Genomic DNA, 13,867 nt, shown 5'->3' with positions numbered 1-13,867 from the left:
GCCGAAACGGATTCGGCGCCGGGCTTTCCCGATGTTTTTTTGTCGAATGCCTGCAATTACTTGCGAAACAATTCGAGTTTTTGCCCCATATACATACTCATAGCCACCAGCGCGCCGACCATCAACACCGAAAAGAAAAACGGCGGCCTATGGAACAGCAGTATGGCAAAGTCAGCTACAAACAAACTGGTAAATAAAGGCTGGTCAACAAAACCGATCAAAATTTTCTTAAACATTTCCCCTCGCTCCTAAATAGTTGCCGATCGCACCAAGCAAAATGATGAAACCACTTAATTTTTTAGTGCCACCAGACCATGACACAACCAACCTGCTGATTCTACTATATTGTTACACAATGTAAAAGATCAAGCTGGATTGAGCAGTCATCTTACCCAGTGTTATCATAAAGCACTAAACGGCCTGGCTTTGTGCCGCACGCGCATAACAAACAGGGATTAAAATTTTATACAGGGTTATTGTCATTTTTAAATTCTTCAAAAAAATTTTTTCGGCGAGCGAGTCCGAATCACCCGTTAGCGAAATAGCCGCCGGCCCGGAAGAAAGCCGGGCAAAAATCTATTCCCGCTCGGAGCATTGCATCTCCCGCACCCAAATCAGCGAAAATGCGTTAAAAGTGTTGCAACGCCTGAAAAAAGCCGATTACGAAGCTTATTTGGTGGGCGGCTGCGTCAGGGATTTATTGCTGGGCCGCGAACCCAAGGATTTCGATGTCGCCACCAATGCCAGTCCCGAGCAAGTCAAACAGGTGTTTAGAAACTGCCGCATCATCGGCCGCCGCTTTCGGCTGGCGCATGTGTTCTTCGGCCGGGAAATCATTGAAGTCGCCACCTTTCGCGGCTCGGAAACGGCGGAATCCGACCAGCAGGTCGTACACGAAGACGGCCGACTGTTACGCGACAACGTGTTCGGCACCCTGGAGGAAGACGTTTGGCGCCGCGATTTTACCGTTAACGCGCTTTATTACAACATCCGCGACTTTTCCGTGGTCGATTACACCGGCGGCATGCAGGACCATGCCAATGCCGTCCTGCGCTTGATCGGAGACCCCGGCGTGCGTTACCGGGAAGACCCGGTACGGATGCTGCGGGCAATCCGTTTTGCCGTCAAGCTGGGTTTCACCCTGCACCCGGATACCGAACAACCGATTTATACCCAGGCGGAATTGCTGAAAAGCATCCCCGCCGCGCGTCTTTACGATGAAGCATTAAAACTATTCCTGGCCGGCTATGGCGTGCAAACCTTTGAAATGCTCAGGCACTACGGTTTATTCGCCATGCTGTTTCCCGCCACCGACAAATGCCTGGAAACCCAGGACCACGACTTTCCCCGCCTGTTTTTGATCAGGGCCCTGGAAAATTCCGATGCGCGCTTTGCGGAAGGCAAAAGCCTGACGCCTTATTTTTTACTGGCCGCTTTACTATGGGAACCGCTGCAAATGGCCGCGGAGAAACGTATCCAGCAAGGCGAACACGAAACCGTCGCCTACCAAAACGCCGCCAACGAAGTGTTAAGCCGGCAAATCAAAATCACCGCCATGCCGCGCCACATCACCCAATCGATGCGCGATGTATGGTTTTTGCAAAACAAATTCTCCAAAACCTTTGGCACCCGCCCTTACCGTTTACTCGAACAACCGAAATTTCGGGCGGCTTACGACTTTCTGCAATTACGGGCGGAAACCGGCGGCGCCGACCCGGAATTGGTGGAATGGTGGACGCAGTTCCAACTGGCGGATGAAGAAACCCAGCGTAAAATGACGGCACCACCCAAGGGAAGCGCCACTAAAGGCAAGGGCAAACCCCGCCGCTACCGCACGCGGAAAAAGCCGGACACCCCGCAATGAGCCAGTCTTCGAATTGGCATGAGGCCTATATTGGCCTGGGCAGTAATCTTGACGCTCCTTTACAGCAGGTGCATACAGCGGCCCAGGAAATTACCGCCTTACCCGGCATTCGAGAATCCCGGCTTTCGCCGCTTTACAGCAGCCACCCGGTAGGCCCTCAGGACCAGCCCGATTACATCAATGCGGTGATGCGTATTCGCACCAATCAGTCGCCATTGGATTTACTAAGACAATTACAAGCTATCGAAAATCAACACGGCCGCTTGCGCTCGACGCGCTGGGGCGCCAGAACCCTGGACCTCGATCTATTACTCTATGACGACCTCATCTTGAACGAACCCGATCTGATTGTGCCTCACCCGGAATTGGCGAATCGGGCCTTTGTCTTATACCCGCTGGCGGACATTGCTCCCACCGATTTGCAAATTGTCGGCAAAGGCAGCCTGGGCAAACTGCTTGCCAATTGCGCGGCGGACGGCATTCGCAGGATAGAGCCATGACACTTTATGCCGATACCCCGAAAACGCTTTCGATTACCGACTTGCGCGCCATGAAACAAACCGGCGAAAAAATTACCAGCCTCACCGCCTACGACGCCAGCTTTTCCGCATTACTGGATCTGACGGGGATCGAAGTCATTTTGGTGGGCGATTCCCTGGGCATGGTCGTACAAGGCCACAACAGCACGCTACCCGTCGCCATCCGCGACATGGTTTATCACTGCCGTTGCGTGACGAGCGCCAGGAAAAGGGCCTTTGTCGTGGCGGACATGCCGTTTGCCAGCTATGCCGCACCGCAACAAGCCATGAGCAATGCCGCCCGATTGATGCAGGCTGGTGGCGCGCAAATGGTCAAACTGGAAGGCGCTAAAATCGACGTGATTGAGTTTTTGGTGGACCAGGGCATCCCGGTCTGCGGCCATCTGGGTTTATTGCCGCAATCGGTCAACCGTATCGGCGGCTACAAAGTTCAAGGCCGGGAACCCGCGCAAGCGCAACAAATACTGAAAGACGCCCTGGCCATTGAACGAGCCGGTGCCGGCCTGTTGGTTCTGGAATGCGTTCCGGCCATGCTGGCCGCGGAAATCACCCAAAATCTGACGATCCCGGTGATCGGCATCGGCGCCGGCCCGGCCTGCGACGGCCAGGTGCTGGTGCTATACGACATGCTGAATATTACCGTCGGCAATCACCCGCGATTTTCCAAAAACTTTATGGCCGAAGCCGACAGCATTGAAGATGCGGTCAAGCGTTATCACCGCGCCGTAAAGAACGGCCAATTCCCAGCGACTGAACACACTTACTGATTCGATGCAGACAGTCAACAGTATAAAAGACTTAAGACTTGTCATCAGCGAGTGGCGGCAAAACGGACTGCGTATCGCGTTTGTCCCCACCATGGGCAACCTGCATGCAGGCCATCTGCAACTGGTCAAGACGGCACAGCAACAGGCCGACCGAGTTGTCGTCAGCATATTCGTCAACCCGGCCCAGTTCGGCCCCAATGAAGATTTTGCCAGTTACCCGCGCACCGAACGGCAAGATCAAGCCAAATTGACCGCTTGCGGCGCCGACTTATTGTTTCTGCCCAGTGTGAATGAAATGTACCCCGCGCCTTTACAGACGCAGGTGTCGGTAAAAGGACTATCTACCTTGCACTGCGGTGCCAGCAGACCCGGCCACTTCGATGGCGTGGCCGTGGTGGTCTGCAAATTATTGAACATGGTGCAACCGGATTTATTGCTGCTGGGCGAGAAGGATTTTCAGCAGTTGGCGGTCATCCGCACCATGGTCGCCGACCTGAGCATTCCGGTTGCCATTCAAGGCGTAGCGACAATGAGAGAGGCCGACGGCTTGGCAATGAGCTCGCGCAACGGCTACCTGACCGCAGCGGAAAGGCAACATGCTCCGCTGCTTTACCGAGCATTATGCGCCACCCGAGACGCGGTGCTGTCGGGCACAACCGATTATCGGCCAGTCATGGACCGGCAAGCGCAAACTCTAAGGGACGCGGGCTTTATGCTTGATTATTTTCGAATTTGCCGCAGCGCGGATTTATTGCCCGCCAAGGAAACCGACACGGAATTAGTGATTCTGATCGCGGCCAAACTCGGCAAAACCCGTTTGATCGATAACATATACTTCACCCGTGCGGATCCGGCCCGGACAACCCCTTGAAGCCGCTGTAAAGGGCGCTAAAATTTGATAGCCCGGTCCGTTTCGGGCATAATTCTCAGTCCCCTAGTCTTTTATGATGTTCACTATGCACATAAACATGCTGAAAGCCAAGTTACACCGGGCGCGTGTAACGCATTCCGAACTCGATTATGAAGGTTCGTGCGCCATAGACGGCAAAATACTCGATTTTTCAGGGATTCGGGAATACGAGCAAATTCACATCTACAACATCAACAACGGCCAACGCTTTACCACCTATGCGATTCGGGCGGAAGAGGGCTCCGGGGTGTTTTCCATCAACGGCGCCGCGGCGCGTCTGGCGTGTCCGGGCGACTTGATCATCGTGGCGGCCTTTGCCAGTCTGGATGAAAAGGAAGTGAAAAATTATCAACCCACCTTGGTTTATTTTGACGGCAACAACAAGATCAGCCACTCCAGCCATTCCATCCCGGTTCAGGCCGCATGACCAACAATCCAACCGCCGCGGTTCGCGGCGGTTGGATTGGCTTAATCAAGCCTCCGACACATCGATTTCACTGACTTTTTCGGTCAGCGTGATGCTCTGTTCGATATTCACCAACACTTTTTGCAAGCCGATACGTTTAGTGCCGTTAATGACCAACGGCGATTTGATCGAACCTTTGATCGTAGGCTTGCCGGAACCGTCGCCCTCTTCCTTGTGCAGCACCAGCAGAATCACCAACTCGTCGCTACTGTCGGCTTGCAACAGTTTTTCTTCTTCGTCACTCAACACAAAATTGTAATTGATATTGAAATGCGCCGGACTCGCCACCGACAGCGTCAATTCATCGCTATCCACGCCTTGCAACCAATACACAATCTCGCTGCCCTCCTGGTGAAACAGTTTGAAGCGGGTTTGATCCTCAAAACCTGGAATACCTTTGGGAAAGGTAATAATGGTATCGGGATTAACTTGTTGATCGCCCAGCAGCTTAGATTGAATATCCATAATATCGCCCGTGTCGGTTAGTTTTTTTTAAGAAAGGTGCTTGTAAATATACGCCAATTTATAGCACGGAACAGGGTATTTGCAATCATAAACCTAACACGGCAGCTGACTCACGCAAGCGATTTCACTTGTCATTCCAAGCTTAACCGCCTAAAATTGCCGTCCCTCTTTCAGGTGCCCGGACCAATAGCTTGATCCGGCTTAAACAGGAAGTCGGTGCCGCGCTTTATTTAACAAAAGCCGCCATGCCGACGCTGCCCCCGCAACGGTAGATAAGTAAAAGAACCGCGCGAACGCCACTGTGCCAACCGGCATGGGAAGGCCGCGATTCAGGCCGCAAAGCCACTTATAAGCCCGGAGACTGGCCGGAAAGATCATTCGAGACAGCGGAGGGCTGTTGACGGAATGGTCGCAGCCTGTCTTCGCCTTTTTCGTTTGCCGTTTTTCCTCTGTCCTTTATTCACCCGAATGCGCGGCGGGCGCAGAGGACAACATGCAAAAAATTTTATTCGGCTCCCTACTGCTGACGGGCGCCGGCACAACGTTAGCTTTGCCGGCAAAAGCAAACAGCGAGGACATCAACCTGCCCGAGACCGTGGTCACGGCAACCCGCGCGGAAACCGCCCGCAACGAATTGGCAACCGCCACCACGGTATTCACCCGCGAAGACATAGCAAAACGTCAAGTCAGGACTCTGCCGGAATTATTAAAAACCGCGCCCGGCATCGATCTGGTCGAACAAGGCGGCTACGGCAAGAACACCAGCCTGTATATGCGCGGCACCAACTCCGACCATATTTTGGTATTGATCGACGGCATCAAGGCCGGCTCCGTCACTTCGGGCTCGGCCGCGTTTCAATTTATCCCCATCGACCAAATCGAACGGGTCGAAATCATCCGCGGCCCGCAATCCAGTCTGTACGGCTCGGAAGCCATCGGCGGGGTGATTCAGATTTTCACCCGCAAGGGCGCGCAAACCGACAAGCCCAGCGTCACGTTGGAAACCGGCGCGGGCTCCTTCGATACCTTCACCTCCTCAGGCACCGTCAGCGGTAAATGGCAAAACAGCTGGTATACCCTGGGCGCCTCGCACATGAATAGCCAAGGCATCGACGCCCGGCAACCCACCACGGCACTCAACGAACCCGACCGCGACGCTTACCACAACACCGGCATCAATGCGCGAATCGGCCGCCGCTTCGACAATAATGCGGAAATCGAGGCGTTTTTTATGCGCTCGTTCGGCAAAACCGAGTTCGACGGCACGCCCAACAAAACCGATTTCGTCAATCAAGTCGTCGGCACCACGGCCGGCTTCGACCTGCTGGATAACTGGCGCTCCACCTTGCGCTTCGGCCAAACCCAGGACGATGGCGACAACTTCCGCCCCAACGGCGGTTTTTTCAGCCGCTTCAACACCACCCGCTGGAATGCCACCTGGCTGAACAACATCACGATAAATCCCAACCACCAAGTCACCTTGGGCACCGATTACCGGCTCGACGAAGTACAAAGTTCGACCCGCTACAACGAATCCTCGCGTTACGATGTGGGCGTGTTCGGCGAAGTGCACAGCCGCGTTTTCGACGACCATTTTCTGAACGCCTCCTTGCGCTGGGACGATAACGAGGCATTCGGAGACAGCGTCACCGGCAATTTCGGCTGGCGCTATAACTGGCATTACGGCCTCAGCGCCTTCGCCAGCTTCGGCAATGCGTTTAAGGCGCCCACCTTCAACCAGCTGTATTTTCCGAATTACGGCAACCCGAACCTGAAAGCGGAAGAGTCCACCAGCTTCGAAGCCGGCCTTGCCGGCAACCATGACCTTGCCAGCTGGGAGCTGCGCGCCTACCACACCAACATCGACAACTTGATCGCGATTTTCCCGGTGGAGAATGTCGACCAAGCCCAAATCGACGGCATGGAAGGCGAACTATCGACACAATTGTTCGGCTGGAACAATAGCCTGAACCTAGCCTTGCTGAGCCCCCGTGACAGGGTTACCAATTTGAATTTGGCGCGCCGCGCTTCGCAAACGCTTTCCTATGACGTGTCGCGTTCCTTCGATGCCGTCGATGTCGGCGCCCATGTTATTGCCCAAGGCAGCCGCTTCGACGACCGCGCTAATCGCACCGAAGTCGGCGGCTTCGTCACCGTCGACCTGCGCGCGGCCTACCATATCGACAAACACTGGATGCTCAGCGCCAAATTAAACAATCTGCTGGATAAACAGTATCAAACCGTCGATACTTACAACACTTTCGGCAGAAACTTCTTTTTCACCCTTCATTACAACAATTGATTCTTGGGAGACACTTATGAGCTTACCCACACTAACCGTAAAACCCGGCGCGGTTGCGCTGATGGCCTTGATGGCCGCCACCCGCTTCCACCATTTCGGTACGCCTTTCGCGTTGCCGGATGCTTCTCTGGCCATCTTCTTTCTGGCCGGCCTGTGGCTGGGCGGCCGCTACCTGTTCGCTACGTTGCTGATCGAAGCCGGCCTGATCGATTATCTAGCCATCACAAAACTCGGCGTCAGCGACTTTTGCGTGTCCAAAGCCTACGTATTTCTGATCGGCTCTTATGCCGCGATGTGGCTGGGCGGCAAATGGTGCCGCAAATTCACCGAACTGAGTATTGCCGGCGCGGCACGGCAACTGATCGCCCTGGTTGCGGCCACCTCCACGGCATTTTTGTTTTCCAACGGCAGCTTCTATTGGTTGTCGGGCCGTTACGCCGATACCAATTGGGCGCAATATATCGAGCGCTTCGCCAAATACTATCCGCCTTACATGACAAACACCTTGCTATATGCGGTAGCGATTTTCGCCGCGGTTAGCGCCGTCAAGCACATCATTACTCAAAGAGCCACGCAACAAACCGTTTAGACATCCTGGGAGGGCGTCTCGCCCTCCCGCTTCTTTGCATGACACTCACGTTAACCCTGCTCTGTGCCGTGGCGCTGGACTATTGTCTGGGCGAACTCAGCAATCAATATCATCCCCTGGTCGGATTCGGCCGCTGGGCAAGCCGGTTGGAAACGTTTTTCCGTCGGCCACAACACACCGCGCAACTGCAAAAAGCGCTCGGGCTTTTGGCGTGGCTATGCGCGCTATCCGCGAGTTTAGTCGGCCTGCTTGGGTTGACCATGCCGCCGTCCGCGCAAACCCTTTTCAACATCGCCACCCTATATTTTTGTATCGGCGCCCGCAGCCTGCAACAGCACGCGGATGCGGTTTATTCGGCATTAACCGCCGATGATTTACCGCTGGCCCGGCAACAGGTCGGCAACATCGTCAGCCGGCAAACAGCGGACATGACGATGGACGATGTGCGCCGAGCAACCGTCGAATCGGTATTGGAAAACGGCGCCGACGCGGTATTCGCGCCGCTGTTCTGGTTTGTAATGCTGGGACCTTTCGGCGCTTTGTTGTACCGGTTCGCTAATACCCTGGACGCCATGTGGGGTTATAAAAACCAGCGCTACCAGCATTTCGGTTGGGCCGCGGCCCGTTTCGACGACCTGTTGAACTGGCTTCCCGCCCGCCTGACCGCGCTGAGTTATGCCGCAATCGGCAATTCCCGCCAAGCTGTTTACGCTTGGCAACATCAGGCTCATTTGCTCGACAGCCCCAACGCCGGGCCGGTGATGACGGCGGGGGCCGGCGCCATGGATCTAAGCTTGGGCGGCCCGGCCTGGTATCACGGCCGGCTAAAACAAAAACCCTGGTTCGGCGGCAAGCAAACACCAACAGATTCCGACATCCGACTTGCCTCTGGTTTGATTTATAAAACCTTGGCGTTATGGCTTTTACTAATAGCCATGGGAGACAGCCTTGCTTGAACATGGCGGGCGTTTACGCCAGGCCGCCGGCCGTTACGGCATCCGCTTGTCCGACTGGCTGGATTTATCCACCGGCATCAACCCCAACGGCTGGCCGGTGCCCGCGATACCGGCCGCCTGCTGGCAGCGCTTGCCGGAAGATGACGATGATTTGTTACCCGCCGCCCGCGCCTACTACCAAAACGACTCCTTGCTGCCGGTGGCCGGCTCGCAAGCGGCCATACAAACACTGCCGCTGTTACGGCCCGCCTGCCGGGTCGGCGTGTTACAGCCGGCCTATGCCGAACATGCCGCCGGCTGGCAAAAAGCCGGACACCGGCTGCGGATTGTGGATGCCGATAACCTGGACCGGCAACTGGACGAACTGGAAGTATTGATCCTGATCAACCCCAACAACCCCACCGGCAAACTTTGGACGCCGGAGCGATTGCTGGACTGGCACGCCAAACTCAACCGGCGCGGCGGCTGGCTGATCGTGGACGAAGCGTTCATGGACGGCATGCAGGGATACAGCTTGTCCGCCTTGCCGGTTCGTCCGGGCCTGATCGTGCTGCGTTCGATAGGCAAATTTTTCGGCTTGGCGGGGATTCGCTGCGGCTTTGTAGTGGCCGAGCAAAGTTTGCTTGCACGGCTGGCGGAAACACTGGGCCCCTGGACTATCAGCCATCCTGGGCGTTTCGTGGCGGCACAAGCCCTGGCCGATCGGGATTGGCAACAACGCACGGCAGCCGCGTTGCAACAACAGGGCGTTCGTTTGCGCGAATTGCTGATCAAAAACGGTTGGCCGCCGCGCGGCGGCTGCCATTTATTTCAATGGCTACAAACCGCTGACGCGGCCGATTTGCATGAATTACTGGCCCAACAAGGCATATTGACCCGCTTGTTCGACCAGCCTGCCAGCCTACGGTTTGGCTTGCCTAAAGACGAACCGGCTTGGCGGCGATTGGCAACAGCTCTGACCCAGCCCGAAATCAAACAGCTAACAACAGGCCATGGCAAGCGCTTTAATCGGCAACACCCCGCTTTCCCGGCATAACCAAGGTTTCCTTTTCCTTGCGGATCAGCCAATCCAACAGCAACGCATAGCTGGTGGCCAACAAAGTAGGACCGATGAAAACGCCGATAAAGCCGAACGCCAATAAGCCGCCGAAAATACCGAACATAATCAGCACAAACGGCAGCTCCACTTCCCGGCTGATCAAAATCGGCCGCAGCCAGTTATCGATGGTGCCCACCAACAGCAAAAACCACACGGCAATAAAAATAGCCCAACCGGTTTCGCCCTCCATCAATAACCAAGCGGAAATCGGCAGCCAGACCAGCGTGCCGGCGGCCGGAATAATCATTAAAAAGAAAGCCACCACACCCAGCACAAAGGCATAAGGCACGCCGGCAATCACGAAACCCAATATCGACACCAATGCCTGCGCCAGCGCCGTGCCGAGTATGCCGTACACCACGGCCCGCAGACTGGTGCGCACAATGTGCAGAATGCGCTGAGTCTGTTCGCCCGCCAAGCGCTCTACCACACTGATGGCGTGGTCGGCAACCCGTTCGCCGTCGCGGTAAAAGAAAAACAACACCAAGATGCTCAACCCCATGTGCATCAGCTCGCCGGCCAAACTGATACCTTGCTTGAAAATCCAGCCGCTGACGCCCAAGGCGTATTGGCGGACCAGATTGATGATTCGGCTCGAGTCTTCACCAAAATTTATCCAGGTTTCGACGGCGCTTGCGCCGACCATCGGCAGGTTTTTTAACCAGGCCGGCGGAGCCGGCCAGCTGTGAGCGTGGTCGCCCAGCCATTGCAACATTCGATTGATGTCTTCCGTAAACGTAAGCGCGGCGGCCACAAACGGCGTTAACACCAACAGTCCTATCGGCAACACCATGCAGATAGCCGCCCAGTTTCGAGTCAAATGCCAGTCCCGCAGCTTGGCATACAAGGGCCAGGTCACATAACAAAGGATGGCCGCCCACAACAGATCGAAAATAAACGGCTGCAGCACCCGGTAACAGGCAAACAGCAGCACGCAAAGCGCGGCAAGGCTGGCGATTTTTTCGTAACGGGTAATCGACTGCTTCATAAGTTTTCCCGCACCGGGCTTGTATGCTTCAAGACTTAATCATACGGCAGCCATCAGATAATCGATATGACAATATCCCGGATAACAGGTGTAAAGAGCGCCCAGGCCTATTCGGACGCTACCGTCCCGCTTATTCAAGCTCAAGACCGGCCTTCTTCCAGGCATGCGTGCCGCCATCCAAATTGAACAGGTTATCGTAACCCAGGGCGTGCAACGATCTGGCCGCCGCGTTGCCCATAGGGCCGCCTTCGCAATACAGGTAAATCGGCGTATTTTTATCCGCCGGCAACTTGTTCTGATTAGCCTCGATTTGATTGTAAGGAATCACCAAGTCGGTACCCTTGATGTGTTTTTGTTCCGGCGTATGCACGTCAATCAACAGCACATCCCGGTTTTGCAGGATGTTATGCAATTCAGTCGCCGATACCATCTGCAAATAGCCGGGTTGCTGAAATTGGCAGCCGGCCGCGGCCAGAACCAACGCCAAGATGGAAAAGTATTTTTTCATATCTAAAATCTCCGCATGCAATTGTTACCGATACACACAATGCCTGAATAAGGGTTCGCTTGTAAATAACCCACCGAAAGGCGGGCAAATGGTTCAGCCCGGCATCGCTCCGCCCCCCCGATAAGCATCGCCCGTGCCGAGCAACGCCGCGATCAGATTTTTCTGTACTTCCGAGCTGCCGGAAAACAAGCGTCCGGCCATGGCATCCCGCACCAGCCCGGCCATTGCATTGCCCACTTCCAGCCCCGCCGCCCCCATGATCTGCACCGCGTCCAGACTGGATTGCAAGAACGCTTCGGCGGCGTACAGCTTGGTTTGCGCCGACGCCAGCGTCAGCCGTTGACCGGCGTCGCAGAGCCGCGCGCACTCGTTAAGCCACAGATCGACGGTATCCAGCCGCAGCTTCATATCGGCAATGCGATGGCCGATAGCCTGATGACGGCCCAGATGCACGCCGCCGGAGCGCCTGTCCCGGCTGTAGCGCACCACTTCGTCCAGTTGCCATTGCATGATGCCGGCGATGCCGGCGAACACGAAGGCGCGCTCGTATTCCAGGGCCTTTTGTATCATCTGAGTACCGGCACCCGGCTTGCCTAGCAGGCGGTCGGCATCCAGCCGGCAATTTTCCAGCAACACACTGCCGGTGACGCTGCCCCGGCAGGCATCCAAGCCGCCGTCATGGCTGAACCGGCAACCCCGATCCTGGCGCGAAACCAGAAAAGCCGTGATCTTGCCGTCCAGCTTGGCATACACCACCAACCAGTCGGCCAGCGGCACATTGGTGATATAGCGTTTCTCTCCAGTCAGAATAAACGTTTCGCCATCCCGTTCGGCGCGGCTGATCATAGCCTGCACGTCGGACCCGCAACCCGGCTCGGTGATAGCATGTCCGCCCAGCCACTGGCCGGCAATCAGTTGCGGTAACAACCATTGCTGTTGCGCCGCGCTGCCGTATAACAGCACGGGGAACACGATACCCCACAGATGGGCGTTGACCATCAACAGCAAACCCGGATCGCGGCTGGCCAGGCCGAGTTGACGATGGGTACCGCGCAAATCGGCAAAGCCATCGCCATATCCGCCGAACACCGCGGGCAAGGCATGCCGCAAGCCGCCTTGCTCGGCGATGGAGCGGAAGCGGGACTGGATTTGCGCTTCGTCCAGAGGACCGGCATAAGGCGACAGGCTTGAAAAATCGGGGGACATATTCATCGTTGTTTGGTTAAGCCATTTTCTCTTCAAATTCCAGCGAATCTCGGCTGCAAAGTTAAGGTTGTAGCACATTGCCTACGAATGAATATGCTCTACCGCTTATTAAAGCGCATGAGTATTCGGCTGTTCTGTGAAAACCATTTCCATTGGAAGTCCACCAGAATCTTTTTCTGGGTCCATAGGTGCTGTTTGTAGGGCATCATCAGAGGTACTGGCAACCACTAAACCAACTAATGCATCTAATATATCGTCTCGGGAGACTTCTTTTCTGAGAAATTCTTTCATTGGTTTGGTTTGCGCCGACGCCAGCGTCAGCCGTTGACCGGCGTCGCAGAGCCGCGCGCACTCGTTGAGCCACAGATCGACGGTATCCAGCCGCAGCTTCATATCGGCAATGCGATGGCCGATAGCCTGATGCCGGCCCAGATGCACGCCGCCGGAGCGCCTATCCCGGCTATGCCGTACCACCTCGTCCAACTGCCATTGCATGATGCCGGCGATACCGGCGAACACGAAGGCCCGCTCGTATTCCAGGGCCTTTTGTATCATCTGGGTACCGGCACCGGCCTTGCCCAGCAGCCGGTCGGCGCCGACCCGGCAATTATCCAACAACACGCTACCGGTGACGCCGCCTCTGCAAGCCTCCAAACCGCCCTCGCCGCTAAACCGGCAACCTTGATCCCGCCACGACACCAGAAAAGCCGTGATCTTGCCGTCCAGCTTGGCGTACACCACCAGCCAATCGGCTAGCGGCGCATTGGTGATATAGCGTTTTTCGCCGTTCAGAATAAAGTTCTCGCCGGCCCGCTCGGCGCGGCTGATCATAGCCTGCACGTCGGACCCGCAACCCGGCTCGGTGATGGCATGGCCACCCAACCACTGGCCGGCAATCAGCTTGGGTAAAAACTGCTGCTGTTGCGCCGCACTGCCGTATAACCGCACGGGAAACACGATGCCCCACAGATGGGCGTTGACCATCAACAGCAAACCTGGATCGCGGCTGGCCAGGCCGAGTTGACGATGGGTACCGCGCAAATCGGCAAAGCCATCGCCATATCCGCCGAACTCCGCCGGCAAGGCATGCCGCAATCCGCCTTGCTCGGCGATGGCGCGGAAGCGGGCCAGGATTTGGGTGTCGTCCGGTGAAGCGGCATAAGGCAATAGGTTTGAGAAATCGGGAGTTGTGTTCATGGCTTAGCTTG

At 55.8% G+C, this 13,867-nt stretch carries 15 protein-coding genes and 1 riboswitch; of the genes, 10 read left to right on the top strand and 5 right to left on the bottom strand.

The features are described 5' to 3' along the window. From NP596_RS22080 to panD, 6 genes are all read left to right on the top strand, one after another. The coding region (locus tag NP596_RS22080) for a hypothetical protein (RefSeq protein ID WP_371927961.1) at positions 1-252 on the top strand (252 nt) is incomplete at its 5' end. Positions 253-454: 202 nt separating this feature from the next. After that, positions 455-1,864, top strand: a complete 1,410-nt coding sequence (pcnB, locus tag NP596_RS15765) for a polynucleotide adenylyltransferase PcnB (protein ID WP_371927962.1) — start codon at positions 455-457, stop codon at positions 1,862-1,864. Next, on the top strand, positions 1,861-2,364 hold the full coding sequence (gene folK / locus NP596_RS15760; RefSeq protein ID WP_256616345.1) for a 2-amino-4-hydroxy-6-hydroxymethyldihydropteridine diphosphokinase: 504 nt from the start codon (positions 1,861-1,863) through the stop codon (positions 2,362-2,364). Before pcnB ends, folK begins: the two co-directional genes overlap by 4 nt. Continuing rightward, positions 2,361-3,170, top strand: a complete 810-nt coding sequence (panB, locus tag NP596_RS15755; RefSeq protein ID WP_256616344.1) for a 3-methyl-2-oxobutanoate hydroxymethyltransferase — start codon at positions 2,361-2,363, stop codon at positions 3,168-3,170. Before folK ends, panB begins: the two co-directional genes overlap by 4 nt. A gap of 4 nt (positions 3,171-3,174) precedes the next feature. Then, positions 3,175-4,041 (top strand): pantoate--beta-alanine ligase, encoded by an 867-nt coding sequence (panC, locus tag NP596_RS15750; RefSeq protein WP_256616343.1) that lies wholly within the window; start codon positions 3,175-3,177, stop codon positions 4,039-4,041. A gap of 85 nt (positions 4,042-4,126) precedes the next feature. After that, positions 4,127-4,507 (top strand): aspartate 1-decarboxylase, encoded by a 381-nt coding sequence (gene panD / locus NP596_RS15745; RefSeq protein WP_256616342.1) that lies wholly within the window; start codon positions 4,127-4,129, stop codon positions 4,505-4,507. Between the two features lie 45 nt (positions 4,508-4,552). On the opposite strand, the gene fliW is transcribed toward panD, so the two are convergent. Continuing rightward, on the bottom strand, positions 4,553-5,011 hold the full coding sequence (gene fliW / locus NP596_RS15740; RefSeq protein ID WP_256616341.1) for a flagellar assembly protein FliW: 459 nt from the start codon (positions 5,009-5,011) through the stop codon (positions 4,553-4,555). A 155-nt stretch (positions 5,012-5,166) separates the two neighbouring features. Continuing rightward, positions 5,167-5,395: riboswitch (cobalamin riboswitch) on the top strand. 109 nt (positions 5,396-5,504) lie between these two features. On the opposite strand from fliW, the gene NP596_RS15735 reads away from it, so the two are divergent. From NP596_RS15735 to cobD, 4 genes are read left to right on the top strand one after another with little or no spacing between them, the layout of a single operon-like run. Beyond that, complete coding sequence (locus NP596_RS15735; protein ID WP_256616340.1) at positions 5,505-7,313, top strand: TonB-dependent receptor domain-containing protein; 1,809 nt, start codon at positions 5,505-5,507, stop codon at positions 7,311-7,313. 16 nt (positions 7,314-7,329) lie between these two features. Continuing rightward, entirely contained in the window at positions 7,330-7,902 is a 573-nt protein-coding gene (locus NP596_RS15730; RefSeq protein ID WP_256616339.1) for a hypothetical protein, read from the top strand. A 38-nt stretch (positions 7,903-7,940) separates the two neighbouring features. Next, complete coding sequence (cbiB, locus tag NP596_RS15725) at positions 7,941-8,858, top strand: adenosylcobinamide-phosphate synthase CbiB (protein WP_256616338.1); 918 nt, start codon at positions 7,941-7,943, stop codon at positions 8,856-8,858. Further along, on the top strand, positions 8,851-9,894 hold the full coding sequence (gene cobD / locus NP596_RS15720; RefSeq protein WP_256616337.1) for a threonine-phosphate decarboxylase CobD: 1,044 nt from the start codon (positions 8,851-8,853) through the stop codon (positions 9,892-9,894). The genes cbiB and cobD overlap by 8 nt, the downstream gene beginning before the upstream one ends. Here the strand turns inward: cobD and NP596_RS15715 are convergent. The 4 genes from NP596_RS15715 to NP596_RS15700 form a co-directional block, all read right to left on the bottom strand. Then, positions 9,863-10,945 (bottom strand): AI-2E family transporter, encoded by a 1,083-nt coding sequence (locus NP596_RS15715; protein ID WP_256616336.1) that lies wholly within the window; start codon positions 10,943-10,945, stop codon positions 9,863-9,865. The two genes, cobD and NP596_RS15715, sit on opposite strands and share 32 nt — an antisense overlap. A gap of 130 nt (positions 10,946-11,075) precedes the next feature. Continuing rightward, positions 11,076-11,453 (bottom strand): rhodanese-like domain-containing protein, encoded by a 378-nt coding sequence (locus NP596_RS15710; RefSeq protein WP_256616335.1) that lies wholly within the window; start codon positions 11,451-11,453, stop codon positions 11,076-11,078. Positions 11,454-11,546: 93 nt separating this feature from the next. Further along, positions 11,547-12,665: an acyl-CoA dehydrogenase family protein gene (locus NP596_RS15705; RefSeq protein WP_256616334.1), complete on the bottom strand. Its 1,119-nt coding sequence runs from the start codon at positions 12,663-12,665 to the stop codon at positions 11,547-11,549. 102 nt (positions 12,666-12,767) lie between these two features. Further along, positions 12,768-13,856 carry an acyl-CoA dehydrogenase family protein gene (locus tag NP596_RS15700; RefSeq protein WP_256616333.1) on the bottom strand — a complete coding sequence of 363 codons (1,089 nt, stop codon included), beginning with the start codon at positions 13,854-13,856 and terminating at the stop codon, positions 12,768-12,770. Positions 13,857-13,867 lie beyond the last annotated feature (11 nt).

It is taken from the genome of Methylomonas rivi, from assembly GCF_024505165.1.
GTDB classification, from domain to species: Bacteria; Pseudomonadota; Gammaproteobacteria; order Methylococcales; family Methylomonadaceae; genus Methylomonas; species Methylomonas rivi.
This window is presented reverse-complemented; position numbering and strand designations above follow the sequence as displayed.